Raw genomic sequence first — 25,850 nt, forward strand, 5'->3', positions numbered from 1 at the left:
GTCCAAGGCTCCTGGATGCATCGGGAAAGAGGGAGTTTCGGAGGGGGGCCAGACGAGATTCGGCCATGACCGCAGGCCACGTCTTCAGCCGGTCGGACAAAGCCCACCTGCGGCTTTGTCCGACCGGCCAAGGAAAATCCGGAGCCCCAGGTCAGGCGGCCAAGCGGACGGCGAGCGTGAGCAGCAGCCGGGTGTCGGGGTCGTCGAGGTCGACGCCGAACCGCTCGCGCACGCGGCGCAGCCGGTAGCGCAGGGTGTTCGGATGCAGGACCAGCCGGCGGGCGGCGCGGCCGACGTCCCCCGCGGCGTCGAGGTAGGCGGCGATCGAGCGGACCAGCTCGCCGCCCGCCGCCAGGTCGGCGTGGACGAGGTCGTACACCGGGCCGCTGCCGCGTTCCCACACCGGGCGGACGGCGTCCAGGACGCGCAGCACGTCCAGGGCGGGGCCGAGGTCGGCCGCCAGGGCGTGGCGGGGGCCGGAGCCGCGGCCGCGCAGGACCCGGACGACCAGGTCGGCCTCCTCCCGCGAGCCCGCCGCGACCAGCGGCGAGGCAGCCACCGACCCCGCGCCCACCAGCACCGCGGCGGCGCCCGGCGTCGAGGCGGCCAGCCCGTCCAGCTCGCGGGCCAGCCCGAGCACGTCCCGCTCGTCGCCGCCGCGCACCGGCACCAGGGCCAGCACCCGGCCCGTCTCCCGCAGCACCCGCACCCCCGTCCGGTAGGAGGCGGCGTGCAGCGCGAGCACCTCCAGCACCCGCTCCCCGGCCGGGCCCCGGGCCGCCGCGCCCTCGCCCGCCGCGTCGGGTCCGGCCTCGGCGATCACGACGGCGCAGCGCAGGTCGGGCGGCAGGCCCAGCGTCCAGGCGTGGGTGCTCATGTCGCCCTCGCCGCCCAGCAGCCCGCGCAGCGCGTGCTCCTCCCGCAGCCGCGCGCCGCTCTCCCGCAGCCGGTGCTGCACCAGGTACGGCACCGCCACCTCCGCGGCCCGGCTCAGCGCGCTGGCCGCGTTGGGCGACAGGCTGCGGCCGTCGGCGGCGGCCCAGATCGAGCCCAGCATCTCCCGCCCGCTGCGGATGGCGATGATCAGCCGCTCGGGGGTGTCGCCGTCGGCGGGCCGGTGGATCACCTCGCCGGAGGACCACAGGGTGCGCAGCAGGCCGCTGCGGCGCAGCTCGTCCACCCGCCAGTCGGGCACCCGGCCGCCCAGGATGGTGGAGCGGCGCAGCTCGTCGGCCTCCGGGCCGGTGGCCGAGTGCGCCAGCACGCGGAACTGGGTGTCCTCGATGGTGATCGAGCCGCCGGTGAACTCGGCGACCACCGAGGCCAGCGCGGCCAGCCCGCCGCCCGCCGTGGCCTCGGCCATCCGGTCGCCGCGTCCCGCCTCGCCGTAGGCGGCGGCCGAGCGCAGCAGGGTCGCCACGTCGTCCCAGTCGGCCCACTCGGCGCGGGCCAGCAGGGCGATGCCGACCTGCTCGGCCGTGTCGAGCGCGTCGTCGGCCAGGTCCTCGCCGGCCCGCACGACCACCGCCGCGGCGCCGCGCCGCGCCGCCTCGCGGATGGAGGCGGTGGCCGCGCCGGTGGAGTGGAACAGCCCGGCCGCGAGCACGATCCGGCCCGCGTACGAGCGAGCGGGCCCCTCGTCGCCGATGATCATGCCGGACACGTGCACGTCCTGGCCCGACGGCGCGAGCAGCAGCCGCAGGACGCCGCCCTCGTCGAAGGCGAGCAGCTCGCGGAGAGTGATCTGCCCCCGTTTGTTCATGACGGGGAGCATACGCAGGTCACGACGCCTGGCAGGCTGGGGGCCATGCGATTCGGCGTACGCCAGTTCGAGCTGGCCCTGATGCACCGCATGCGCGACCTCAACCCGCGGCGCGTGGAGCAGGCGCTGGCCGACCTGGACGCCTCCCGCGCCGAACTGCGCGCCGCCCACACCCACTGGACCCGGCTGGCCCACTCCCCGGCGGCGCCCAAGGGACGGGCCGCGCTGCGGATGGCGCTCGGCCCGCCCGCGTACGCCGGCGCGGCCCCGTTCGGCAGCCTGACCTGCGAGGTGGCCCGCTGGCGGCTGCCGTCCTGGCCGGAGCTGGAGTTCGAGGCGCTGACCGGCCCCGGCGGCGAGGTGTGGAACCTGTGGTTCGTGCGGCCCGGCGGCGACCGGCGGCTGTCGGCCGCCGGCCTGACCCCGTGGGAATGCGTCGTGGCCGACGTCGCCGCGAGCTTCCCGGTGAGCTTCCAGGGCGAGGGGGCGGCCCCGCACCACTGGGCGGTCGACTTCGCCTGCGCGGGCACGCCCCGCCGCGCCCTGTTCGTGTACGGCCTCCTCCAGCGCCTGGCCTGACGCCCCGGCGCCCGCGTGCCGGACGTGCCACCCGGCCCCCGCCTTCGTGTCGGGTGGCACGTTCCACGGGCGGCCGGGCGGTCAGGCGGTGACGAAGTCGGCGACGACCATCGTCGCGTCGTCCTTGGGCGCCGCGGCGGCCACCTCGTCGTACAGCCGGTCCAGGCAGGCGGCCGGGGACGGGCCGACGGCCAGCAGCTCGGCCAGCCGGTGCTCGCCCAGCGCCTTCAGCACGCCGTCGGTGACGACCGCCACGCGGTCGCCCGGCCGCAGCGGCACGGTGCCGACCTCGGGGTTCAGCGTGGAGGCCAGCCCGATCCCGCGCAGCAGCGGCCCGTCGTCGAAGGAGTGCGACGTGGTGAGCCGGCGCGGCCTGCCGCCCTTGGCGCAGTGCCAGATCGCGCCGTTGCCCACGTGGGCGAAACGCAGGCACGGCGTCTCCCCGGGGACGAGCACCAGCAGGTCCATCGTCGTGACCAGCCCCGGCTTGGACGGCGTGCGCAACGCGGCCCGCCGGACGGCCCGGTGGGCGGACTGGGCGCACTCGTCCATGTCCTCCTCCCGCCGGGCGGAGTGCTGCGGGCGGGCGGCGACCACGGCGCCCAGGGCCAGCGCGGCCGCCGTGTGCGCGACCTCCGTGCCGCCCTGCCCGTCGGCCAGCGCGATCAGCCGCTCCTGGACGACGTAGGCGTCGGAGGGGTGGCCGTGCGAGCCGTCGTAGGTGCCGCCCGCGGTCACCAGCCTGGGCCGCGCCGCCGGCATGCCGGGCGGCCAGTCCCCCCGGCGGCCCCGGACCGCCATCACCGAGAGGCAGCCGAGCAAAATCGAGATCGAAAAGACAGTCATGATCGTCCCTCCCGTCGCGCGCGACGACACCCGTCCAGTACATCCCTCTTACGTGGGATGCGACTGACGGCCGATCAGCCGTCGTGGCGGCACGACGGCCGATCGGCCGTCATGCCGCCACGGGCCCGCGCGACCCACAGTGAGGCAGGGCGGCGCACGCGCGCCGGAGAGCCGCCGGCCCCCCGAGGAAGAGCCATGGAACCAGCCGACCGTCATGACGGGAACAAGCCTGTTCGAAGTCGATATTGTGAGACCCGTCCTGTGCTCTCTTCGCGGGCGGATCGCACATGGCTCACCCCGGCTCCACGCGTCTCGGCGACAGGCTCGACCCGAGACACGACACGCGGCACGACACGAGGTACGACTCCGCGACCCGGCAGCTCGACAAGGCCGTCGCGCGTACCGCCGCGGGCGCGCGCGGGGCCGTCGGCCTGGTGTCGGTGGTCGCGGCCGGCCTCGGCGCGGTCCCGCCGGTCTCGGCCGCGTGGCTGGCGCCCGCGCTGGCGGCGGGCCTGGTGTGGACCGGGCTGTACCTGCGCTGGCTGCGCGGCGAGGAGCCGCTGCCGCACTGGCTGGTGGCCGGTGACGCGGCGACCACCGTGGCGGCCTGCCTGGTCCAGGGGCACCTGGTGCCCGTCCGGGCGTTCGACGCCGGGTCGAGCTGGATCGCGGGGCTGGTCACCATGACGATCGTCGTCATCGGGGTGACCTGGCGGCCCCGGATCGCCGTGCCGGCCGGGCTGGCCGTGGCGGGGGCGTACCTGGCGGGGGTGCGGCTCGCCGCGCCGTCCCAGGACGTGGCCGGCACGCTGGGCATCCACCTCGTCCAGCTCCTGGCGATCGTGATGCTGATGACGCTGCTGCGCCGCTCGGCCGCCTCCGCCGACGCGTTCCTGCGCGAGAGCGCGCGGGCCGAGATCGCCCTCATGGTCGAACGCCTGCGCCGCGAGGACGAGCTGCGCCAGGCCGCCAGCATCCACGAGACCGCCCTGCACACCCTGACCATGGTCGGCCTCGGCACCTACGACGAGCCGTCGTCCACCCTGCGCTCCCAGGTGGGCGCCGACCTGGCCGCGCTGGAGAAGCTGCGCGACCGGCCGCGCCCCGAGACCGCCCTCATCGCCCTCGACGCGCTGCTCGACGAGGTGGCCGGCCGCGTGCCCGGCCTGGACGTGCGCCGCCGGCTGATGCCGCAGACCGTCCCCGGCGACGTCGCCGAGCACTTCGCCCGCGCCGTCACCGAGGCCCTGGCCAACGTCGCGCTGCACGCCGGCGTGGCCGAGGCCGTCCTGGTCTCCAGCGGGCACGACGGCGAGATCCGGGTGGAGGTCGCCGACGCGGGCCACGGCTTCGACCAGGACCGCCTGCCGCCCGACCGGTTCGGCGTGCGCGGCTCGATCCTCGACACGATGAACGAGCTGCGCGGCGGCGGCGCCCGGATCTCCTCCGGCCGCACCGGCACGCGGGTGAGCATGTGGTGGCGGCCGTGACCGACGACATCGAGCAGGTCGCCCAGCGCTACGCCCGCTACACCGCGCTCGGCGCGGCCGTCATCGCCGGCTTCTGGCACACCGGCTACGACCTCACCGTCACCGTCACCGGCTGGAGCTCCTTCCGGTGGCCGGTGCTCGCGGCGGCCGCCTGGGTCGTCTACACGGCGGTCGGCGTGATCGCGGGCCTGTCGCTCGCGCGCACCTCGCGCGGCCCCGACCGCGTCCTCGGCCTGGCGGTCGCGGCGCTGGCCGCCGACGTCGCGGTGATCGTGGCCTGCCGCCCGCAGGACCTGCTCGGCATCAGCGACTGGGGATGGGGGTCGGTCGGCTGGCTGGGCGTCATGCTGGCCTGGAACCGGCCGCGCTGGCGGACGGAGCTGGGGGCGTTCCTGGCCGTCAACGCCGCCGTCATGCTGGCCGCGATGGCCGTGGCCGGGGCGCTCGACCGGGTCTCGCTCGCCAAGTACCTGGTGGTCATCGTCGGCGGCGTCACCATGCAGCTCGGCTACACGGCCGGCTGCGCGCTGCTGCGCGCCCGCGCCGAGGACGCCGTGCTGCTGGCCCGCCGGCTCGCCGCCGACGACGCCTGGCGGGAGTCGGCCAGGAGCATCCACGCCGACCGCATCCGCAGGTACGCCGCCATCAGGGACGTGGCCGAGTCGCTGCTCCAGCAGCTCGCCGACGGGGCCGACCCCGGCGACCCGCGCGTCCGCGAGGACTGCACGGCCGGCGCCATGCGGCTGCGCCGCCTGATCACCGAGCGCGAGGACGTCCCGGACGCGCTGGTGGCCGCGCTGCGCGAGCGCATCGACGCGGCCGAGCGGCGTCAGGTGCTGGTGACCGCGCCGCCGTTCGGCGAGAACCTGCCCGCGCTGCCCGAGGGCGTGCGGGAGGATCTGCTCAGGGCGCCCGTGCTGGCGCTGGACGGCGCCCGCTCGCGGGCCAGGGTCACCGTGTCGGCGATGTCGGCCATGGTGAGCGTGGCCGTCGTCGCCGACAACGACGACCTGCCGGTCAGCCCCACCCCGGTGCGCGAGCCCAGCGGGGTCGTGGTCACCTACCAGCGCCAGGGAGGGGAGGTATGGGTCAACAGCATCTGGCAGCGCCCGTGACGGTCGCCCTGGTCGAGGACCACCAGGTGGTGGTGGACGGCGTGCGCTCGTGGTTCGGGCCGGGCAGCGGCGTCGAGCTGGTCGCCCAGGGGCCCACGATCGAGTCGGTCCGCGGCGTGGCCGCCGACGTGCTGCTGCTCGACCTCAACCTCAACGGCACGATGGTCGCCGACCGGGTGGGCGGCCTGTGCGCGGGCGGCCAGCGGGTGATCGTCTTCTCCGAGCACGAGGAGCCCGAGATCGTCCGGGCGGTGCTGGACGCGGGCGCGTCGGCGTTCATCGGCAAGGGACGCGCCACCCGGGAGTCCTGCCTGGAGACGATCATGGAGGTGGCCGCCGACCGGCCGTCCGTGACGCTGCCCATGGCCCAGGCCATCGCCACGGACGAGGGCCCGCATCGCCCCCAGCTGTCGGACAAGGAGCGGGCGGCGCTGCTGTTCTGGTTCCAGTCGATGTCGAAGGCGTCGGTCGCGGCCCGCATGGGCATCAAGGAACGCACCGTGCGCCAGTACATCGACCGGGCCAGGGTCAAGTACGCGGCGGCCGGCCGGCCCGCGCCGACCAAGGAGAAACTGCTCATCTGCGCCATCCAGGACGGCCTGATCCGCCCCGACGAGGTCGGGATCTACACCTCCCACGCCCGCCAGGGCCCGGCCTCCTGAGCCGCCCCTTCGCCGGGCGGATACGATGTCGCTCGCCCGGAGGCCCCGAGTGGGCGTCCGGCGCCCCGAGCAGGCGTCCGGAAACCCTGAGGAGGATCGTGGACCTGGCCGAGCTGGGCGAGGCGTTCGCCGCGTTCTGGCAGGAGCGGCACCTGTGCACGCTCGCCACCGCCCGCGACGGCGGCCCGCCGCACGTCGTGCCCGTCGGCGCGACCCTCGACCTGGACACCGCGACCGCCCGCGTGATCACCTCCGGCTCCTCGCGCAAGGCCAGGCTGATCGGCGCGGACGGCGCCGCGGTGTCGCTGTGCCAGGTCGACGGCCGCCGCTGGTCCACCCTGGAGGGCCGGGCCGTGGTGCGCACCGAGCCCGAGCAGGTCGCCGACGCCGAACGCCGGTACACCGCCCGCTACAAGCCGCCCCGGCCCAACCCGTCCAGGGTGGTGCTGGAGATCCAGGTGACGCGCGTGATGGGCAACGTCTGATCACTGGCGGTTCGTCATGACTTCCGCACGCCCAACCCGGATGCTAGCTTTCGCCCGTGGAGTCTGAGTACGACCGGCCGCCCGCGGCGTTACCCGAGGGCCCGGGCTGACGTGCTCCTCGACGCCGTCCAACTGCTCGCGGCCCTGGCCCTGATCCTGGCCAACGGCATCTTCGTCGCGGCCGAGTTCTCCCTCGTCACCGTCGAACGCGGCCAGGTCCGCCAGCTCGCCGAGGACGGCGACCGGGGCGCCCAGGGCGTCGAGGCCGCAGTGCAACGGCTGTCGTTCCACCTGTCGGGCGCCCAGCTCGGCATCACCGTCACCTCGCTGCTGCTCGGCGTCGTGGCCGAGCCCGCCATCGCCGACCTGCTCGACCCGCTGCTCGGCGGCGTCCCGGCGCTGCCGGTCGTGCTGGCGATCGCGCTGTCCACGGTGGCGCAGATGGTGCTGGGCGAGCTGGTGCCCAAGAACGCCGCCCTGTCCAGGCCGCTCGCGGTGGCCCGGCTGGCGACGCCGCCGCAGCGGGCGTTCTCGGCGGCGTGCGGGCCGCTGATCCGGCTGTGCAACGCGGTGGCCGACGCGATCGTCCGACGGCTCGGCGCCGAGCCGCAGGAGGAGCTGGCCTCCGCCCGCTCGCCCGAGGAGCTGGGCCTCCTGGTACGCCTGTCGGCCGAGGCCGGCGTGCTCCAGCCCGGCACCGCCGCCATGCTCCAGCGGGCCCTGCGCTTCGGCGGCAAGACCGCGGCCGAGGCCATGACCCCGCGTACGGACTGCGTGACCGTCCCCGGCGCCACCAGCGTCACCGAGTTCCTCAAGCTCGCCAGGAGCCGCCGCCACCTGCGCATCCCGGTCTGCGGCGCGGAACGCGACGACATCCTCGGCATCGCCAGCGTCCCCGGCGCCTGCGCGGTGCCGCCGTCCGAACGCGACACGACCCCGGTGGCCGCGATCGCCCGGCCCGCCCTCCAGGTGCCCGAGACGCTGCGGCTGGAGGTCGTGCAGGAGCGCCTGGCCGCCGCCCGCGCCGAGATGGCCGTCGTGATCGACGAGTACGGCGGCCTGGCCGGCGTCGTCACCGTCGAGGACCTGGCGGAGGAGCTGATCGGCGACATCGCCGACGAGTACGACCTGCCCGAGGAGCAGTCCGACGAGCCCTCGCCCGTGCTGCTCGCGCCGGGCGCCTCCGTGCACCTGCCGGCCCTGCTGCGCGCCGACGAGGTCGAGGAGCGCACCGGCTTCCGCATGCCGCAGGGCCCCTACGAGACGCTCGCCGGGCTGGTGCTGGCCGCGCTCGGCCGCATCCCGGACCCCGGCGACGAGGTGGTGGTCCGCGAGTGGGTCCTGCGCGTGGAGACCATGCGGGGACGCCGGGTCGAGCAGGTCACGCTGACCGCGCCGGGCCCGGCGGGGGAACGCCGGTGAGCCTCGCCCAAGGGCTGGTCATCGTGCTGCTGCTGGCCGTCAACGGCTTCTTCGTGGGCGCGGAGTTCGCGCTCATCTCCGCCCGCCGCACCCTGATCGAGCCGCGGGCGCGCGAGGGGTCGCGGCGGGCGCAGGCCGTGCTCGCCGCCATGAACGCCGTCCCCACCATGCTGGCGGCGGCGCAGCTCGGCGTGACGCTGGCCTCGCTGGTGCTCGGCGCGGCCGGGGAGCCGGTGGTGGCCGGCGCGGTCGGGCCGCTGCTGGCCGCCGCAGGGCTGCCCGAGCGGCTGGTCCATCCGATCGCCTTCGCGGTGGCCCTGCTGCTGGTGGTCGCGGCGCACGTGATCATCGGTGAGATGGTGCCGAAGAACCTGGCGCTGTCGGCGCCCGACGTGGCCGCGCTGTGGCTGGTGCCGCCGCTGTTCGTGCTGGCCAGGGCGACCCGGCCGGTGCTGACGCTGGTCAAGGCCATGGCGGGGGTGGTGCTGCGGCTGCTGCGCGTCCCGTCCGCCGAGGAGGTCCGTACCGTCTACACCTCCGGCGAGCTGCCCGTGCTCATCGAGGAGTCGCGCCGCCACCGCCTGCTCCGCCAGGACGAGCGCGACCGCCTGATCGCCACCCTCGCCCTGCACGCCCGCCCGGTGGGCTCGGTGATGGTGCCGATGAGCGAGGTCGTCAGCGTGCCCGAGACCATCGACAGCGCCGGCCTGCAACGGTACGCCGGCCGCCACGGCCACTCCCGCTTCCCCGTGCACGGCGCCGACCCCGCCGAGCTGCGCGGCTACCTGCACGTCCTGGACGCGCTGAACGGCCACGGCGCCGCCGAGCCGCTGCCCGTGCGCGCCCTGCCGCAGGTGCCCGCCACCGCCACCCTGGCCCAGGTGCTGGCCGTCATGCGCGCCCGCCGCGCCCAGCTCGCCGCGGTCGCCGACGAGTCAGGACGGGTGCTCGGCGTCGTCACCCTGGACGACGTGCTCGGCGGGATCATGACTGGCTGAGACGGGGGTCCGTGCGAGATCATGGAGCAGGGCCGCGGGCCGTGGTGACCGCGACCGGGGAACTCGCCGGAGGGCAACGCTCGTGACGACGGTCTCGCTGATCGTGCCGTGCTACAACGCGGCCAGGACCCTGCGCCTGTGCCTGGAGTCGGTGCTGGCCCAGACCCGCCTGCCCGACGAGATCGTGGTCGTCGACGACGCCGGCTCCGACGGCTCGGCGGCCATCGCCGAGGAGCTGGGCTGCCGGGTCGTGCGCCTGCCCGAGAACCGCGGCGTGTCGGCGGCCAGGAACGCCGGCGTCGAGCACACGACCGGCGAGGTGATCTTCTTCCTGGACAGCGACGTGGCGCTGCGGCCCGACGCGGTCGCGCAGGCCGTCGCGATCATGGAGGCCGATCCGGGCGTCGGCTGCGTGCACGGCGTCTACGACACCGAGCCGCTGATCGACGACGGCCCGGTCGAGTGGTACCGGCTGCTGCACCAGGTCCACTGGCGCCGCCGGCACCTGGGCGAGGTCAACAGCGTCGTGTTCGCCCTGGCCGCCATCCGCCGTGACGTGCTGACCCGGGCCGGCCGGCTCGACGAGAGCCTGCGCGACTGCGAGGACGTCGAGTACAGCAGCCGCCTGGCCGTCCACACCCGGATCGTGCTGACCGACGCCGTGGCCGGCCGGCACGACGAGGGCCACCGCTTCCTGCCCGTGTTGTCGGAGCAGTGGCGGCGGGCGCTGCCGCTGATCCCGCTCGCGCTGGCCACGGCCAGGCGGGGCGCGGCCAAGCCGGAGAACGCCAACAGCCGGGCCGGCATCCTCGCCTGCGCGCTGGCGCTGGCCTGCCTGCCGCTCGGCCTGTTCGCGCCGGCGCTGTTCGCGGTGCCCGTCGTGCTGGTCGGGTGGTTCGTGGTGGCCGATCCGGAGCTGCTGCGGTTCGTCCACCGGGAGCGCGGCCCGGCCTTCACCGCCTACTTCATGGCCGTGCACCTGGCCGCGCACGTGGTGCTGGTCACCGGCCTGGCCGTCGGCTCCCTGCGCGTGCTGCGCGGCGGCCCGGCCTGACCCTCTAGGAGGCGGGCGGCTTGAGCGCCGCCCGGTAGACCGCGGTCGTGGCCGCCGCCGCGCGCTCCCAGCTCAGGCTCTCGCGGACGAACCGCTCGCCGCGCTCGCCCAGCGACCGCCGCAGCGCCTCGTCCGACATGACGTCGACGATCCCGCGCGCGATGTCGGCCGGCTCGGCGGCCCGGACGAACCGCGCCGCGGGCCGCGCCGGGTCGTCCCCGAGGAAGATCCGGGAGAAGCCGTCGCCCAGGAGCGTCGCCCGTCCCAGGGCCATCGCCTCGGTCGCGACCAGCCCGAACGGCTCGAACAGCGAGGGGAACACGCACGCGTCGGCCAGCTCGTAGTACTCCAGCAGCTCGCGGCCGGTGACGAAGCGGCCCGAGGTGAGCACCCGCCCGCGCAGCCCGGTCGCGGCCACGATGCGCCGGACGCCCACCTCGTCCCCCTCGCCGACGATCAGCAGCCGCAGCCCCGGCACGGCGGCCGACGCCGTCCGCATCGCCTCCAGCAGCTGGTAGACGCCCTTCTGGCGTTCGATCCTGCCGACGAACAGCAGCACCTTGTCCCGCTCGGACAACCCCAGCCGCCGCCGCAGCGCCGCCGCGCCCCGCCGCAGAGCGTCCCGGTCGAAGGCCGGATCGGCGACGACCCGCTCGTACGTGCCGCCGAGCGGCACCACGTCGACGGGCGTACGCCGCCACCCCGCGGCGAGGAGCTGCTCGCGCACCTCGGGCGTGGCCACCACCACCCGCCGCGAGATCCGGGCCAGGTGGCGTTCCAGCGCCGCGAACAGGTTCAGCGGGTCGCGGATGCTGCGCTGCGCGGCCACGCCGTACTCGGTGGTGTGCACGTGCAGGACCACCGGCAGCCGCAGCAGGTGGTGGCAGAGCAGGGCGGCCAGGAAGTTCGTCGAGTCGTGCACGGCGACCAGGTCCGGCCGCGCGCCGCGGCGCAGCCGCCGCACGTACCGCCAGTCGCTGACCACGACCTGCGCGGCCAGCAGCAGGAACTCGGCGCGACGGGTGCGGTTGAGCCGCCGCCCGCGCGCGCCGGGCAGCCGGACGCGCGGCCGGTGCACGGTGACGCCGTCCACGCGCTCGTCCACCGGCAGGTCGCCGACGTTGAGCGTGTGGACGGTGAGCTCGTGCTCGCGGGCGAGCCACGGGGTGATCAGCTCGACGTAGCGGCCGAGCCCCGCCGTGACGTTGGGCGGGAACTGGTTGACCACGCAGGCGATTCTCATGACAGGTCCTTGAGGTAGACGCGCGCGGCCGTCACGGCCACGACGGCCAGCAGGAGGAGGTTGACCAGCGCGAACCCGGCCAGGCCGCCGGCCACCCCGTGCCACCGGACGCACCAGGCCGGCACGGCGAGCGCGACCGGCGCGCTCACGAGCAGGCAGCCGATCAGCACGCGGGCGCCGCGCACCCCGTCCATAGACAGCGCCACCGAGTACAGGTTGAACGCCGTGTGCGCCCCGATGCCCAGCGCCGACAGCGTCATCAGCCCGGTCGAGTACGGGTACTCGCCGCCCATCAGCAGGAAGAACACCGTGCTCGCGGCGAAGGAGAAGACCGCCGTCACCCCCGCCACGGCCGGGACCAGCCGGGCGATCCGCCGCATCAGCAGCGGTTTGTCGGCGGTCGCCATCCTGGGCAGCAGCACCAGCAGCACGCCGTCGGTGAACACCACGCCGAGCAGCCGCTTGGGGAAGCCGTTGTAGACCGCGTACACGCCGACGTCGGCCGGGGCCGCCCAGTGGTTCAGGTAGAGCACGTCCACGCCGAACAGCAGGCCGGTCAGCGCGGCGACGGCCGTCACGTACGCGCCGTGCCGGTAGAGCGAGCGGGCCAGCCGCGCCGAGAACGCCCGCGGCCGCACCCCGGCCGCCGCCGTCGCCACCACCGCGAACGCCGCGTTCGTCGCGATCAGCGCGACCAGGTACGGACCGGCGTCCCTGATGCCCAGCACCAGCAGGCAGAAGCAGGCGGCGCCCAGGTAGGCGACCGCGACCGCCAGCTTGAGCCGGGCCACCAGCGCGAACCGGCCGAGCCCCCGCAGGAACCCGTCCGCGAGCTGGTTGACCGTCATCGACGCCGCCAGCGCCAGCCCGTAGGTCAATGTGGGGACGTCCACGTTCAGCGCGGGCGTGAGCAGCGGGGCGGCCAGCAGGCCCAGCGCGGCCAGCCCGGCGCTCATCGCCAGCGTCGCCGCCAGCGCCGTCGTGACCAGCGCAGGACGCTCGCCCGGCGCGGCCCGCGGCAGCTCCTGGAGCACGACGTAGTGCAGGCTCGTCAGCATCACCACGGTGACGATCAACGCGATCGACAACACCACCGTGAACCGGCCGAACGCGCTCGCCCCCGCGCCCCGCGCGACGACCAGCGTGGTGGCCGCCGCCAGGCCGCTGGCCGCCGTGCTCACCAGCGTCGGCCCCGCCGCCCACCGGTGCCCCCGGACGAGGTCCGCCGCGCGGCCGCTCAGCCCGTGCACCGCGCGTACGCCCGCCGGGCGAACTCCAGGTCGTCGGCCGTGTTGACGCCGCGCGCCTCGGCCGGATCGGTCACCGGCACGACCGTCACCGGCCATCCCTCGGCCCGCGACAGATGCGCCAGGAACGGCAGGAAGTTCACCTCGCCGGTGGCCGCGCCGCGCGCCGCGCCCGCCGCGTACCGCTCCCACGCCTCCCGCAGGCCCGCGGTGGCCAGGCAGAACACCCCGATGTCGCTGAGCCCGCCCGGCCGGCACGCCTCGCCCTCGCGCGACTGCCGCACCCGGACGAGCTCGCCCCCGGCCAGCTCGTACTCCACGTACGGGTCGTCCATCGGCACCAGCGGCAGCGTCAGCCCCTCGCCCGGATGGGCGGCGACGACCCGGCGCACGGTCCGCGCCGACAGGTTCGCCTGGTCGCCCCAGACCACCAGGATCGTCTCGTACCCGGACCAGTGCCCGGCCGCGCCGAAGATCGCCGTGCCCATCCCGGTCGGCCGCTCCTGAACGCTCACCGACACCCCGGGCGTCCCCGCCACCAGCTCGCCGAACGGCCCCGCGCCCGCCGGGGACACCACCACGTGCACGTGCCCGGCCGCCGGGCGCAGCCGCCGGTGCAGGACGTCCCACACGGTGACGCCGTCGGCCAGGCTGATCATGATCTTCGGGAGGTCGTGGCCGAGCCGCGTCCCGCGTCCGGCGGCCGGGATCACCGCGCACACCCGCCGTTCACTCACGTCGCCGATCACCTCTCCAGCAGGGACACGATGTGGTCCAGGTCAGGGGCCGCGACCGCGCCGGGCGCGGGCTCGGCGGTGTGCGCGTGCAGCGTCGCCAGCCCGGCGCCGACGGCCGAGGCCACGCCGTGCGCGCAGTCCTCCAGCGCCACGGCCGCGGCCGGGCGCACGCCCCAGCGGCGGCAGGCCGCGGCGTAGAACCCCGGGTCGGGCTTGCTCACCGGCACGTCGTCGGCGGTCAGCACGCCGCGCACCGGCAGCGGGCACGCGGCCAGCACCCGCTCCACCGAGGCCCGGCTGCCGCCCGTCACCAGGTACGCGGCCCGGCCCGCCGCGCCCAGCGCGGCCAGCAGGCGGCGCGCGCCGGGGAACGGCCGCACCAGGCCCGCCTCGACGTAGCCGCGGTAGAGCCGCTGCTTGTGCCGCGCCAGCCGGCCGGCCGCCGCCGGGTCGCCGGTCAGCCGGGCGGCCACCGCGGCGGTGCTCGCGCCCGCGTGGTCGGCGTAGCGGAAGGTCTCCAGCGCGCCGGGCGCGTGCTCGGCCAGGGCGTGGCGGAAGGCGGCCTCGTGCGCGGGGGCCGAGTCCACCAGCGTGCCGTCGAGGTCGCACAGCCAGACCGTCCAGGGCAGCATCCGGCTCACCCGGCCCGCGCCAGCGGCGCCTCGCCGAGCACCGCGAGCAGCGCCTCGGCCGTACGCGGGCCGCAGTGGGCGCCGGGCCGGGCCGGGTCCTCCAGGTCGGCGCTGATCCAGCGCGCCCCCGCCCACGAGCCCCGCTCCAGCACGCGGGCCGGCACGACGGGAGCGCCCGCGCCCCGGCCGCTGAGCACGTGCGTGATCGTGGCCCGCTCGTTGCCCGGGTCGCCCAGGTAGGCCAGCGTGCGGTCCACCAGGTCCGTGGCCGTCAGCCCCTGGACGTCGTGGTCGCCGCCGACGTTCACGACGAACACCCTGGCCGCGGCCCCGCTCCCGGACAGGGCCTCGGCCAGGCCCGGGGTCAGGTAGCTGGGCAGCAGCGAGGAGTGGGGGGTGCCGGGGCCGTACACGATCAGGTCGGCCTCGGCCAGGGCCCGCAACGCCTCGGGGTTCGGCGTCACCACGGCGGACCGGCGGGCCAGCAGCTCGCGCACCCGCTCGGCCGGGCGTCCCGCCAGCGCGCCGCGGTCGGCCGCCGACAGCGGCTCGCGCAGCAGGAACAGGCCGGTGATGGGCACGCCGTCCTGCGGCGCGACGATGTCGGCCTCGTCGGCCAGCACCCGGCCGTCCTGCTTGAGCGCGACGAGGAACGCGTTCTCGCCGCCGGTCACGTTCAGCAGCCGCACCGGCGAGCCGAACGTGCGGGCGCACGCCCGGACGGCCGCGTTGAAGTCCTCGCCCAGCCGCAGGTACGCCCCGGCGAACACCAGGTTGCCCAGCGCGCAGTCGGCCAGGTCGAGCCCGCCCGGCCGGGCGGCCAGGCGGCCGGCGACGACCCGCAGCTCCCGCGCCGCCTCCGCCGGGCCCGCCGCGGCGACGTCGCCGATCAGCGCGTCCAGGTCGGCCGGGGTGGCGCCGGGCGGGAGCCGGCGTTCCAGCAGCGTGTGGCGCGGGTCGCCGGGATCGAGGTGCAGCAGCAGGTTCTTGCGGAAGTCGGACGGGCCCAGCATGCCCGGCAGCCAGCGGCGCAGCGCGCCCGTGGACAGCCCGTTGTCGTACCCGTTGACCAGCAGCGACAGGCTCGTCCCCGGGGTGCGCAACAGCGCGCGGGCGATGCCGGCGCCGCCGCGCCCGCCGCCGAACAGGGCCACCGACACCCTGCGCGTCACCGTGCTCACCGCACCTCCTCCAGCGGGGAGCGGCCCAGCGGGAACGGCGCGAGCGGCGCCCGCAGCACGCCCCGGCGCAGCAACCAGCGGCGCAGCCCGAGGTAGCCGACGAACAGCGCCCGGTCGCGCGCCCCGCGCCAGAACCGCCAGCCCCGGCTGCCGCCGCCGCGCTCGCGGTGCTCGATCGGCAGCTCCTCCCACACGTGCCCCAGCTCGGCCACGCGGGCGGTGATCTCGGTGGAGCAGTTCATCCCCGCCGACTCCAGCGGCAGCGCCCTGAACAGCGGGCCGCGCACCACCTTGAAGATCGAGTTGAAGTCGCGGTAGCGGGTGCGGTGCAGCAGGTTGCTGACCGCGCCGCTGGCCGCCGACCCCCACCGGTACGGCAGGCTGTCGGCCTTCCTGACCCGCGCCCCCGAGAAGGCGGGCCCGCCGCCGGCCCGGATGCGCTCCAGGAACGCGTCGAGGTTGGCGATCGGGAACTGGCCGTCGGAGTCGAGCAGCACCACCCAGTCCAGCCGGGTGCGCGCGACGGCCGCGGCGATGGCGGCCCCCGCCCCCCGGTTGCGCGCGAAGGTGACGACGACGAGCTGCGGGCAGTCCTCCTGGAGCTCGCGCAGGATCCGCCCGGTCGCGTCGGAGCTGCCGTCGTCGCACACGACGATCTCCCACGTGGCCACCGCCGGGTGGCGCTCCAGGTACTCCCGCCATTCCGTCACCGCCGCCGCGATGTTGTCCGCCTCGTTGTACGCGGGTGCCGCCACGGAGACGTCGACGGCCGGCCTGTTCGGCAAGGGGTCACCTCCTCCGGGTGGCGTCCGTGTCGGCGCCGGCCCCGGTCAGGCGCCCGATCCAGCGGTCCAGGGGCAGCAGGTTGACCCCGGCGACGACCGGGACGTGCGCCAGCGTGAACACGACCGCCCCCCAGAACGGGATCGGCCCGCCGGTGAACAGGTTGATGTGCGGGGCGTCGATCCGGTCGGGGATCTCGACCGGGTTGACCACCTGCCACATCACGTCCAGGAAGCCGGAGAACACGATCAGCACCCCGCTCGCCATGATCTTCAGGCAGCGGCCCGGTGAGCCGCCCCCGATCCGGTACGCGGCGGCGGCCGTCAGCACGATCCCCGGGTAGAGCAGCAGGTACAGGTGCGTGTAGAAGTCGTCGCCGTGTGCCCGCGCGCCGTCGCCGTAGTAGAACCAGCTGATCCTCGGGATGAGGTAGCCGGTCAGGAACACGAACGGCGCGTACAGCAACCAGTGCAGGCGCGGCGACACCCAGGGGAAGAACGCGATCGCGCAGCACAGGCAGGCGAAGGCGAGCAGCTTGGCGGCGAGCTGCCAGGCGGCGTCGATCTCGCGGGCGTGCGGGGTGGCCAGCCAGACGAAGGCGAAGCCGGCCGCGCCGACGGCCAGGGCGATCCACCAGATGTGGGCGGCCCAGGGGCGCGGGGCGTCGAGCAGGGGGTCGGGATGGTTCACTACCGGTCCTCGTGGGCGTCATCGAAGGGTCACGGGAGCGCTCCCAACGCAGTATGTCACCTGTCCCGGCGGCGGCCACCGCAATATCGGATAACGGACCCACCGGAACTTGCGGACTTGCTGACTAACAGTAGTGTCGGCCTGAAAGTCCAGGTCAGGGGTTATAGCGCGGTCGGTGGAACGATGCAGGAGAAGGGGGACCGCAAAGGGCCTGCCTGCGATGTCAAGACCGGGCGGGAAGTCCGGGCGGGCAGTGTTCTGTCCGGCGCTTTTTAGGTGAAACTTGGATCGTCTTCAGGTGAGCCCAGCTCGGCGGGTGTTTCAGCGTGTTGGGAGCGCTCCCGCGACTTCTCATCTTTCGGGCCCGTAACCACGGTTTCGGGCATGACCAAATCGCGGTCAGCCGACCACGCCCTCCGCGCGCAGGCCGGCCACCTGTGCCGGGGACAGGGACAGGAGCTCGCCCAGCACCTCGTCGGTGTGCTCGCCCAGCTCGGGCGCGGGCGACGGCGGGGCCTGGCGGCCGTCCAGGAGCAGGGGGCCGCCCGGGGCCAGGTGGGGGCCGACGCCCGGCTGGTCGAGCGGGGCCATCAGCGGCTCCGCGCGCAGCGCCGCCGCCCCGCCGGCCGCCAGCTCCGCCAGCGTCCGGTACCGCGACCAGAGCACCGACGTGCCCTTCAGCCCTTCCTCGGCCTCGGCCGCCGTGCGCGCGGCGAACCACGGCGCGAGCAGCCCGCCCAGCGCCTCCCGGTGGACGTAGCGGTCGGACTCGGAGCGGAAGTCGGCGGGCAGCGCCTCCTCCAGCGCCGACACCACGCGCGACAGCCCGGTGGCGGCGACCAGGTCGCGCCAGTGGCGTTCGGTGAGCACCAGGACCATGAGCCGCCGCCCGTCGGCGGTGGCGAAGTCGCGGCCGAAGTCGCCGTAGAGGTCGTTGCCGATGCGCGGCCGGCCGGCGCCGCCGAGCTGGGCCTCGGCCAGGAGGCCCAGGTTGCCCATGGTCGCCAGGGCGACGTCGTGCAGGGCCACGTCGAGGCGGCGTCCCCGGCCGGTCGCGGCCCGGTGGCGGTCGGCCGCCAGCAGGCCCACGGCCAGGTACAGGCCGCAGGCGACGTCCCAGGCCGGCAGCACGTGGTTGACCGGGCCGTCGTGGCCGGCGGGGCCGGTCGCGTACGGCAGGCCGAGCCCGGCGTTGACCGTGTAGTCCACGGCGGGACGGCCGTCGCGGTGGCCGAGCAGCCGCGCGTACACCAGATCGGGACGACGCCCGGCCAGCTCCTCGTACGACAGCCCGGGCCGGGGCGGCGCGTTGGTGAGCACCGTGCCCGCCGCGACGGCCAGATCGGCGACCAGCGCGCGCCCCCGGGCCGAACGCAGGTCTACGGTGACCGAGCGCTTGCCCTTGTTCAGCCCCGCCCAGTAGAGGCTGTGGCCGGAGGGCGCGAGCGGCCAGCGCCGCGCGTCGGGCCCGCCGCCGACCGGATCGACCCGGACGACCTCCGCCCCGAGCTGGGCCAGCGTCATCCCGCCGAGCGGCGCGGCGACGAAGCTGGACAGCTCCACGACCCGCATCCCGGCCAGCGGTGCGGCATGCTCCTCCGCCACGGCCACCTCCCTGTCGATCCGCCGATCCTACGCGCGGACGGCGGCCCGATGATCTGGCCCGGAAGTTCTGGTAACAAACATTTCCCGAAATAACCGGTCTGCCCCATTGTCATTAACTGGAATTGTTGGAACATATGGTCTGAGTCACGAGTGAAGTCCAAAGATCGCCTACCGCAAGAAGGTGGCGGCGAGGGGAAAGGGGCAACGCTCATGCGCCAGCGTGCTGTCCGCAACTTGGCCAGGCTTGGCACGGCGCACGCCAGGATCACGCGGATACTTGACGCCGCCGCGGGCGGGAAGAACAACTTCCTCGCCGACCGAGACCTGGTTCGCCATTTCGATCAAGTAACTCCCGTCGCCACCACCGCGGCCCGTGCCGTTCTTGAATACCTGACGCGAGTGATCGCTCATTTGGCCGCCGTCGAAGGCGTGGACCAATTCATGATCGTGGGGAGCGGCGTGCCGAACGGCCCTTCGGGCGGCAGCCGCCTGCACGAGGTGGCCCGCCTGACCTCGCCCGGCCCGGACGTCCGCGTCGTGTACGTCGAGAGCGACCCGATGGCCCTGACGCTGGCCCAGGCCACCATCGAGCCGTTCTGCGACCTGGTGCGCGTGGTCGACGGCGACGTGCGGGAGATGGACGAGATGCTCGGCGACCCGGTGGTGCAGACCTTCCTCGACTGGGACCGGCCGATCGCCGTGCTGCTGCTGTCGGCCCACAGCCTTGACGACGAATGCGCCCGCACCGTCGTCAAGCGGCTGCGGCACGCCGTCCCCGAGGGCAGCTTCCTCGGGCTGCTGCACATCACGTTCGACGGCGTGCCGGGGGAGCTGGCCCCGGCCGTGCGGGGCATGCTGGCCATGACGTTGCCCGGCCTGAACGTGCGCACCCGCGCCGAGGTCGCGGACCTGCTGGACGGTCTCGACCTGTTGGAGCCGGGCCTGGTGTGGGTGCCCGAGTGGCGTCCCGCCGCCGACGACGACCCGGCCTGCGCGGACGCCCCCGCCTCGTCCGGCAACTACGGAGCCGTGGCCCGCATCCCCTGACCTTCCACCGGACGGCCCTCGCAGCCCTCCCGCCACCGCCGTGAACGATGATGCGGCCTGCGGGAGACAGCGATGTGACCGCCGTCCCCGTGGAAGGAATGATGTGACCCTGCAGAACCTCTCGGAGCAGGACGACGCGGAGGTGATCCTCCGCTCCCGGGACGACCCCGAACAGTTCGCCACGCTGTTCGACCGCCACGCCCGGCAGATCCACCTCTACGTCGCGCGCCGGCTCGGCACGCAGGCCGCCGACGACATCGTGGCGGAGACGTTCCTGGCCGCCTTCCGCCGCCGCGCGTCCTACGATCCCGCCGTCCGCCTGGCCAGGCCCTGGCTGTACGGCATCGCCACCAAGCTGATCGCCCGGCACCGGCGCGACGAGGAACGGCTCCTGCGGGCGCTGAGCCGTACCGGGGCGGAGCCGCTGCCCGAGCCGCTCGGGGACGTCGTCACCCGGCGCGTCGCGGCCCAGGGCGAGGAGCGCCGGCTGCTGGCGGCGCTGGCGGCGTTGTCGCCCGGCGACCGCGACGTCCTGCTGCTCGTTGCGTGGGAGGACATGAGCCTGGAGGAGGCCGCGCAGGCCCTGGGAATCCCGGCGGGAACCGCGCGCTCCCGCATGCACCGCGCGCGCAAGAAGATCAAGGCCGTGCTTCCCGCGGAGGAGGAGAACTGATGGACGACCTGAACGCGGTACGGCGACTGCGCCGCTCCGTCCCGGAGATGACGCCGCAGGCGGAGGGCGCGGCCCGGGCCAGGCTGCTGACCGAGGTACGGACGCCCGCGCCGCCCCGGCGGCGTCCGGCGCGTCCGGTGTGGCGGCTCGCGACGGCGCTCGTCCTGGCCGTCCTGGCGGGCCTCGGCTGGACCGCGACCCGTGCGCCCGGCGCCGCACCGGTGGCGAGCGTGCGGGAGCTGAGCGAATGGGCCGCCGGCGCGGCGGAGGGCGCCCCCGACCCGGGCGCCCGCGGCGACCAGTGGCTCTACGTCAAGGAACTGAGCGCCGCACCCGGCGCCTACAGCGGGTACGGGGTCGACACGGGCAGGCGGATCACCTCCGAGGTGTGGACGAGCGTCGACGGCAAGAAGATCGCCTGGTACGACGACAAGGGTGAGCTCCTCGTCCAGTACACCCACCCCGGCGTCGGCGCCGCCGACCTGGCCGTGGAGCCCGTCACCGCACAGACCGTGACCGACCGGCTCAAGGCCGCGCTGCGCCCGCTCGACTCGTCGGCCGGCGACCCGCCGACTCCCATGAACGAGCGGCTCTTCCAGGCGATCTACCAGTTGATGGGCGAGCAGGCGCTCCCGCCGCGGGTGCGGGCCGCGCTGTTCCGCGCCCTGTCGGGCATCGAGGGCGTGCAGGTCATCCCCGACGCGGTCGACGCCGCCGGCCGGCGCGGCGTCGCCTTCAGCTACACCGGCGACTGGGCCCGCTACGACCTCATCCTCAGCCCCGCCGACTACCGCTTCCTGGGCACCTACGGCGTCAGCGTGACCGACCGCGCCTTCACGTGGACGGGAGGCAGCGCCGATGTGCCCGCCGGCACCCCGGTCACCTGGACGGCCCAGCTCGGCACCGGCCTGGTCGACGAACCCGGACGGCGTCCCTGAGGGCCCGCAATTCATCACCATTGGAAAACCTCACGGGAAAAGCTCTGTAATGGGGGGTGAACAACGTCGCTCCGCCGGACGGCGGCGTCGTCCGGGCCCGTCCCGTCCGGGCCCGTGCCGGCCGGGCGCGTCGAGGGTGGGCCGGCTGCTGGCAATTTCCTTTCGGCCGTCGGCGGAGCGATGAACAGGTGGCCTGTTATGTGAAAAACGTGGGACCGGTGGCTTCGGTAATCCATGGCCGCTCCACGACACCACTCCAAGGTGCGGGCACGGACGACTCGGCATGGTTGCGCCCGACGCCTTTCCGGCGAGGCCGCACATCGTGTATCGCGCCCGCGGTGGAGCGCTGCCCCGATGAGCGCCGAAGCCGCCGCGGAAGGCGCGGAGGGCGCGGAGGGGGGCCGGCGGCCGGGCCCGGGCCCGGGGACGGGGGCGGGGGCGGTCAGGGCGCGGGTCGCCGGGGCGTGCGCGGTCGCCGGGTGCTCGCCGTCGTGATCGCGTTGTCCTGCACGACGCTGGGCATGCCGGCCACCGACAGCTCCCATCCGCCCGGCGGCGCGACCACGCTGATCGTGGCGCTGGGCTTCCTGCGCACCCCGCTGAACCTGGCCGTCCTGCTGACCGCCGTGGTGCTCACGACCCTCCTCCTGCTCGCGCTGGGACGCCTGCGCGTCTCCCGCGTGGTAACTTCGCAGAAGAAGTTACTTCTTGGAGGATTTATCTTCCCCAAGAAGGAGGACAGGAAGTGAGGACCGCGTGCCGAACACCCCCGACCCGTCGGACGCCGGCCGGCGCTACCGCCGCTACCTCAGCGCGGTCATGCTGCACGGCCACGCCGGCGCCAAAGCCTGCGGCCTGGGCGCCACCGACCTGTACGCCCTGAACATCCTCGAACTGGCCGGCCCGATGACCCCCGGCGAGCTCGGCGTCCGCACCGGCCTGACCACCGGCCCGACCACCCGGCTGATCGACCGGCTGGAGCAGGCCGGGTACGTCCGCCGCGTGCCCGCCCCCGACGACCGCCGCAAGGTGATCGTCGAGCCGGTCGGCAAACCCGCCCAGCTCGACGAGGTCATGGCCCCCGTCCGGCAGAAGATCGGCGACATCCTCGCCGGCTACCCGGCCGAGCACCTCGACGTGCTCTACGACTACTTCGACCGGGCCGCCCGCGCCTACCAGGAGGCCGCCGAGGACCTGCGCTCCGGCTCCTGACCCCGGTTTCTGGCCCCTGCGGTCAGCGGAAGTCGGAGATGCGCAGCACCGCCAGCATGTCCGTCGCCCGCGAACCGGTCGAGAACGACGCCTCCACCCCGACCCAGCCGCGGAAGGCCCCCGTGTCGTCGATGACCTGCATCAGCGGCTTGACATGGGAGTTGCCCGTGTAGCAGAACTCGCCGCGCTCCATCGCCAGGCACGTGCACCAGTGCCACAGCGTGTCACGCCGGTCGGACTTGGAGATAGTCGTCAGGTAGTACTGGATGGAGCTGACATTGGCCTTCGTGCCGCCGCCGTACTTGGGGCAGCCGCCCGACTTCTGGCACGCCCCCCGCGAGGACGGCTGCAGGTAGGTCAGGCACGAGGTGGTCGACTTGCAGGCGCGGAAGGAGGAGTGGCCGAACGGCTGGTTCGCCGAGTTGACCAGCGTGCCGCTCGCCCAGCTCGTCAGGTCCTGCCTGAGCGAGCCGGGGAAGGCCCGCACCGAGCTCATCGCGCGCCGGGTGCCGATCGCGGCGTTGCTGCCGTAGCCGTAGCCGTGCGTGGCCAGGCTGCTGCCCTTGAGGTCGAGACGGGCCAGCCTGCTGTCGGGCGAGGTGCGCACGTACCACTGCTCGGTCCAGGTCTGGGCGATCTTCCACCGGATCGTGAGCACGTTGCCCGCCAGCGTGTACGTCCCCGTACGGGTCTCGCTCGGGCCGCCCGTGTAGCCGCCCGCGGTCAGCACCTCGCAGCCGCGTGGCCGCGACGAGACGCCGCCGGCCTTGGTGGTGCAGCTCGGGTCGGGCACGGTGCCGGTGCGCTGCCTGGCCTTGGGGAAACGCTGCCACCACAGGTACAGGGAGGCGCTCACCGTGCCGTTCGCGGCGAAGCGGTAGGTGCCCAGGCGCACCCAGTTCTGCCGGGAGGCGGCCTGGAGGTGGCCCTGCGAGACGACGAACGTGGACTTGCCGCCCGGCAGCGGCGAGGCGGCCGCCCCGGTGGCAACAGCGGCCGTCACCGGCTGGGCGGGGAGAAGGGCGAGGGCGAGCACGAAGGAGAGGACTGCCGCTGCGGTACGCATGGAGAGACTCCGTAGGGCTTGCGGGCGTTGGCCGATGGTCAACGGCCCACCGTATTCCGGCTCGACCCGATCTGTCCTTGAAACGCGGTCAGGAGGAACCTGACAGCGCTCGACGTCCGTCCGTGAAGCTAGGATGAGGGGGTTCCCAGCACCGCGAGGAGGTTGATCATGTCGTTCCCGCCGCCCGGCATGGTTCTCGGCGACGCCCCGGCGCGCACTTCCTCGCGGGAGGCCGCCACAGGCTGACCCTCTCCGCGTCGAAGTGCTTCTCATGGCCATCACTGGTTCGATCATGAGGAGCCCGAGTGCTCGAGATCCGCTGGACCGAAGACGGCGAGGCCCGCTCGGCCCGCTGGCGTTCGGAGAACGGCTCGCCGCCGCCCGCCCGCGTGGTGATCGCCGACGAGCGCCTGGCCGCGGCCACGGCGTACCGGCTGGCCTGCGAGGGCACCGCGCTGCTGTGGCGCGGCGACTTCCACGCCGCCCGCCGCCTGCTGCGCGCCATGACCCGCCGCGCCGACCACCGCCCACCCACCCCCGCGCCTGCGTCGTCGCCCGCGCGGGCCTTTCACCAGTACCGGCAGGCTCGCTCCCAGCGGGCCGTCACGCTGGGCCGGTTGCTGGTGCCGCTCGACCCGGACCACAGCGTCCCCCTGCGGCGCGCCCCCGACGTGCGGAGCGCGTGCGCGCAGGTCTACGGGCCCGCGACGGAGGCTTCGGTGACCTCGCTGCGGGAGCTGCTGGGCATCGTCGGGGCGTACGAGTGGCGCAGGCGAGGCGTCGAGGTGCCCGCCCTGAACGACCGCATCCATCCCCACTACGGCGTCTTCTCGCCGGTGCGCGGCGAGTACGTCGACCTGGTGGCCGCGGCCCCGCTGGTCTCGCGCGCCGGGGCGTTCGACGTCGGCACGGGGACCGGCGTGCTCGCCGCGGTCCTCGCCCGCCGAGGCGTCGAGCGCGTCGTGGCCACCGACCGGGACCCGCGCGCCGTGGCCTGCGCCCGCGACAACCTGCGACGGCTGGGGCTGTCCGGCCGGGTCGACGTCCTGGAGGCCGACCTCTTCCCGCCCGGACGCGCGCCGCTCGTCGTCTGCAACCCGCCCTGGTTGCCGGCCGAGCCCGCCTCGCCCCTCGACCACGCGGTCTACGACCCCGGCAGCCGCATGCTCCGCGCCTTCCTCGGCGGCCTGGGCGAGCATCTCGAACCGGAGGGCGAGGGCTGGCTGATCCTGTCGGACCTGGCCGAACGGCTGGGGTTACGGACCCGGGCCGAACTGCTGTCCGCCTTCGCGAACGCGGGCCTGCGGGTCGTGGGCCGGCTCCGGACCCGGCCACGCCACCCGCGCGCCTCCGACCGGACCGATCCCCTGCACGCCGCCCGCACCGCCGAGATCACCTCCCTGTGGCGCCTCCGCCGCACGTGACGCCCTCCACCCGCGCCCGGCCGGGCCGCCTGCCCGCGCCCGGCCGGGCACTCGGTCGGCGCCCGCTCGACTCCCGGCTGCGTCGCGCGGCCGGGAGCTCGGCTGCACGGAACCTTCACCTGGCGTCCCCGGGATCTGCGCACGTGTCTGGTTGGCTGGGTTCATGATCGACATTGACCCCGCCTCCCGCCCCGACCCCATCGCCTACCTCGACCACGTCGCCTCGACCGACGTCGGCAGGGGCTACAAGCGGCAGGTCCTCGACCTGCTGGCGCTGCGGCCCGGGCACACCGTGCTCGACCTCGGCTGCGGCCCCGGCACCGACCTCGCGGCCATGGCCGACGCCGTCACCTCCACCGGACGGGTGATCGGCCTCGACCGCGACCCGGCGATGGTCGCCGAGGCGGGCGCCCGGCTGGCCGGACGGCCCCAGGTCGAGGTGCGTCCCGGGGACGTGCACGAGCTGCCGGTCGCGGACCGGAGCATCGACCGGGCCCGTACCGACCGGGTGCTGCAACACGTGGACGACCCGGCGCGGGTGCTGGCGGAGTTCCGCCGGGTGGCGCGTCCCGGGGCGCGGATCGTCATGGCCGAGCCCGACTGGGAGGGCATGCTCATCGACTCCCCGTGCCCGGACGTCGGCCGGACGCTGGCCCGGTTCATCTCCACCGAGATGGTCCGCCACGGCACGCTGGGCCGCAGCCTGGCCCGGCTGTGCGAGGAGGCCGGCCTCGCGGTGCGGTCGGTGGTGACGGTCGCGCCGGTCTTCCGCGACCTGGCCACCGCCGACCACGTCCTCGGCCTGCGCCGCAACCTGGTCAGGGCCGTCGGCGCCGGATATCTCGAACCCGGCGCCGAGGAGTGGTTCGACGACCTGCGCTCCCGCCCCTTCCTGGCCTCGGCCCTGCTGTTCCTGGTGACGGCCGAAGCGGCGTGATGGGCCAAGGGGGAGTGGCGAG

At 74.8% G+C, this 25,850-nt stretch carries 26 protein-coding genes; 15 read left to right on the top strand and 11 right to left on the bottom strand.

Annotated elements, in window-relative coordinates; genetic code table 11:
• Positions 1-151 precede the first annotated feature (151 nt).
• On the bottom strand, positions 152-1,762 hold the full coding sequence (locus tag ACFYYW_RS15650) for a PucR family transcriptional regulator (protein ID WP_387649124.1): 1,611 nt from the start codon (positions 1,760-1,762) through the stop codon (positions 152-154).
• A 45-nt stretch (positions 1,763-1,807) separates the two neighbouring features.
• Here ACFYYW_RS15650 and ACFYYW_RS15655 point away from each other — a divergent pair, with 45 nt between their 5' ends.
• Positions 1,808-2,341: a hypothetical protein gene (locus ACFYYW_RS15655; RefSeq protein ID WP_352331293.1), complete on the top strand. Its 534-nt coding sequence runs from the start codon at positions 1,808-1,810 to the stop codon at positions 2,339-2,341.
• An 81-nt stretch (positions 2,342-2,422) separates the two neighbouring features.
• Here ACFYYW_RS15655 and ACFYYW_RS15660 read toward each other — a convergent pair whose 3' ends face one another.
• A complete protein-coding gene (locus ACFYYW_RS15660) occupies positions 2,423-3,187 on the bottom strand; it encodes a PP2C family protein-serine/threonine phosphatase (RefSeq protein WP_387649128.1) in 765 nt (254 codons plus the stop codon).
• 287 nt (positions 3,188-3,474) lie between these two features.
• Here ACFYYW_RS15660 and ACFYYW_RS15665 point away from each other — a divergent pair, with 287 nt between their 5' ends.
• From ACFYYW_RS15665 to ACFYYW_RS15695, 7 genes are all read left to right on the top strand, one after another.
• Positions 3,475-4,677 carry a sensor histidine kinase gene (locus ACFYYW_RS15665; RefSeq protein WP_387649131.1) on the top strand — a complete coding sequence of 401 codons (1,203 nt, stop codon included), beginning with the start codon at positions 3,475-3,477 and terminating at the stop codon, positions 4,675-4,677.
• Positions 4,674-5,792: a hypothetical protein gene (locus ACFYYW_RS15670; protein WP_364419249.1), complete on the top strand. Its 1,119-nt coding sequence runs from the start codon at positions 4,674-4,676 to the stop codon at positions 5,790-5,792. Before ACFYYW_RS15665 ends, ACFYYW_RS15670 begins: the two co-directional genes overlap by 4 nt.
• Positions 5,762-6,454: a sigma factor-like helix-turn-helix DNA-binding protein gene (locus tag ACFYYW_RS15675; protein WP_352326571.1), complete on the top strand. Its 693-nt coding sequence runs from the start codon at positions 5,762-5,764 to the stop codon at positions 6,452-6,454. The genes ACFYYW_RS15670 and ACFYYW_RS15675 overlap by 31 nt, the downstream gene beginning before the upstream one ends.
• Positions 6,455-6,552: 98 nt before the next feature.
• Positions 6,553-6,939, top strand: a complete 387-nt coding sequence (locus ACFYYW_RS15680) for a pyridoxamine 5'-phosphate oxidase family protein (RefSeq protein WP_352326573.1) — start codon at positions 6,553-6,555, stop codon at positions 6,937-6,939.
• Positions 6,940-7,050: 111 nt separating this feature from the next.
• Positions 7,051-8,361, top strand: a complete 1,311-nt coding sequence (locus ACFYYW_RS15685) for a hemolysin family protein (protein ID WP_387649135.1) — start codon at positions 7,051-7,053, stop codon at positions 8,359-8,361.
• Positions 8,358-9,359, top strand: a complete 1,002-nt coding sequence (locus ACFYYW_RS15690; protein ID WP_387649137.1) for a hemolysin family protein — start codon at positions 8,358-8,360, stop codon at positions 9,357-9,359. The genes ACFYYW_RS15685 and ACFYYW_RS15690 overlap by 4 nt, the downstream gene beginning before the upstream one ends.
• Positions 9,360-9,441: 82 nt before the next feature.
• Positions 9,442-10,413 (top strand): glycosyltransferase family 2 protein, encoded by a 972-nt coding sequence (locus ACFYYW_RS15695; RefSeq protein ID WP_387649139.1) that lies wholly within the window; start codon positions 9,442-9,444, stop codon positions 10,411-10,413.
• Between the two features lie 4 nt (positions 10,414-10,417).
• Here the strand turns inward: ACFYYW_RS15695 and ACFYYW_RS15700 are convergent, their stop codons facing one another.
• From ACFYYW_RS15700 to ACFYYW_RS15735, 8 genes are all read right to left on the bottom strand, one after another.
• Positions 10,418-11,656, bottom strand: a complete 1,239-nt coding sequence (locus ACFYYW_RS15700) for a glycosyltransferase family 4 protein (protein WP_387649141.1) — start codon at positions 11,654-11,656, stop codon at positions 10,418-10,420.
• Positions 11,653-12,906: a lipopolysaccharide biosynthesis protein gene (locus ACFYYW_RS15705; protein WP_387649143.1), complete on the bottom strand. Its 1,254-nt coding sequence runs from the start codon at positions 12,904-12,906 to the stop codon at positions 11,653-11,655. The genes ACFYYW_RS15700 and ACFYYW_RS15705 overlap by 4 nt, the downstream gene beginning before the upstream one ends.
• The gene (locus ACFYYW_RS15710; RefSeq protein WP_387649145.1) at positions 12,894-13,640 is read right to left on the bottom strand and encodes an NTP transferase domain-containing protein; all 747 of its coding nucleotides are present in this window, start codon (positions 13,638-13,640) and stop codon (positions 12,894-12,896) included. Before ACFYYW_RS15710 ends, ACFYYW_RS15705 begins: the two co-directional genes overlap by 13 nt.
• A gap of 8 nt (positions 13,641-13,648) precedes the next feature.
• On the bottom strand, positions 13,649-14,272 hold the full coding sequence (locus ACFYYW_RS15715) for an HAD family hydrolase (protein ID WP_387649147.1): 624 nt from the start codon (positions 14,270-14,272) through the stop codon (positions 13,649-13,651).
• 5 nt (positions 14,273-14,277) lie between these two features.
• Positions 14,278-15,453 (bottom strand): 2-phospho-L-lactate transferase CofD family protein, encoded by a 1,176-nt coding sequence (locus ACFYYW_RS15720; RefSeq protein WP_387649150.1) that lies wholly within the window; start codon positions 15,451-15,453, stop codon positions 14,278-14,280.
• Positions 15,450-16,238: a glycosyltransferase family 2 protein gene (locus ACFYYW_RS15725; RefSeq protein WP_387649153.1), complete on the bottom strand. Its 789-nt coding sequence runs from the start codon at positions 16,236-16,238 to the stop codon at positions 15,450-15,452. The genes ACFYYW_RS15720 and ACFYYW_RS15725 overlap by 4 nt, the downstream gene beginning before the upstream one ends.
• A gap of 4 nt (positions 16,239-16,242) precedes the next feature.
• Positions 16,243-16,926, bottom strand: a complete 684-nt coding sequence (locus ACFYYW_RS15730; RefSeq protein WP_387649155.1) for a hypothetical protein — start codon at positions 16,924-16,926, stop codon at positions 16,243-16,245.
• 399 nt (positions 16,927-17,325) lie between these two features.
• Positions 17,326-18,531 (bottom strand): CoA transferase, encoded by a 1,206-nt coding sequence (locus ACFYYW_RS15735; RefSeq protein ID WP_387649157.1) that lies wholly within the window; start codon positions 18,529-18,531, stop codon positions 17,326-17,328.
• Positions 18,532-18,741: 210 nt separating this feature from the next.
• Here ACFYYW_RS15735 and ACFYYW_RS15740 point away from each other — a divergent pair, with 210 nt between their 5' ends.
• The 5 genes from ACFYYW_RS15740 (at position 18,742) to ACFYYW_RS15760 (ending at position 22,401) form a co-directional block, all read left to right on the top strand.
• Positions 18,742-19,578, top strand: a complete 837-nt coding sequence (locus ACFYYW_RS15740) for an SAM-dependent methyltransferase (RefSeq protein WP_387649160.1) — start codon at positions 18,742-18,744, stop codon at positions 19,576-19,578.
• Between the two features lie 103 nt (positions 19,579-19,681).
• Positions 19,682-20,251: an RNA polymerase sigma factor gene (locus ACFYYW_RS15745; protein WP_352326896.1), complete on the top strand. Its 570-nt coding sequence runs from the start codon at positions 19,682-19,684 to the stop codon at positions 20,249-20,251.
• Positions 20,251-21,189 (top strand): CU044_5270 family protein, encoded by a 939-nt coding sequence (locus tag ACFYYW_RS15750; protein WP_387649163.1) that lies wholly within the window; start codon positions 20,251-20,253, stop codon positions 21,187-21,189. The genes ACFYYW_RS15745 and ACFYYW_RS15750 overlap by 1 nt, the downstream gene beginning before the upstream one ends.
• A gap of 464 nt (positions 21,190-21,653) precedes the next feature.
• Positions 21,654-21,938, top strand: coding sequence for an HPP family protein (locus ACFYYW_RS15755; protein WP_387649166.1), 285 nt, complete (start codon positions 21,654-21,656; stop codon positions 21,936-21,938).
• 7 nt (positions 21,939-21,945) lie between these two features.
• Positions 21,946-22,401: a MarR family winged helix-turn-helix transcriptional regulator gene (locus tag ACFYYW_RS15760; protein WP_387649169.1), complete on the top strand. Its 456-nt coding sequence runs from the start codon at positions 21,946-21,948 to the stop codon at positions 22,399-22,401.
• 22 nt (positions 22,402-22,423) lie between these two features.
• Here the strand turns inward: ACFYYW_RS15760 and ACFYYW_RS15765 are convergent, their stop codons facing one another.
• Positions 22,424-23,467 carry a hypothetical protein gene (locus ACFYYW_RS15765; RefSeq protein WP_387649171.1) on the bottom strand — a complete coding sequence of 348 codons (1,044 nt, stop codon included), beginning with the start codon at positions 23,465-23,467 and terminating at the stop codon, positions 22,424-22,426.
• 305 nt (positions 23,468-23,772) lie between these two features.
• Here ACFYYW_RS15765 and ACFYYW_RS15770 point away from each other — a divergent pair, with 305 nt between their 5' ends.
• A complete protein-coding gene (locus tag ACFYYW_RS15770; protein WP_387649173.1) occupies positions 23,773-24,891 on the top strand; it encodes a methyltransferase in 1,119 nt (372 codons plus the stop codon).
• A 163-nt stretch (positions 24,892-25,054) separates the two neighbouring features.
• Positions 25,055-25,828: a methyltransferase domain-containing protein gene (locus tag ACFYYW_RS15775; RefSeq protein ID WP_387649175.1), complete on the top strand. Its 774-nt coding sequence runs from the start codon at positions 25,055-25,057 to the stop codon at positions 25,826-25,828.
• Positions 25,829-25,850: the final 22 nt, after the last annotated feature.

It is taken from the genome of Nonomuraea sp. NPDC001831 (assembly GCF_042892035.1).
In the GTDB taxonomy this organism is placed as follows: Bacteria; Actinomycetota; Actinomycetes; order Streptosporangiales; family Streptosporangiaceae; genus Nonomuraea.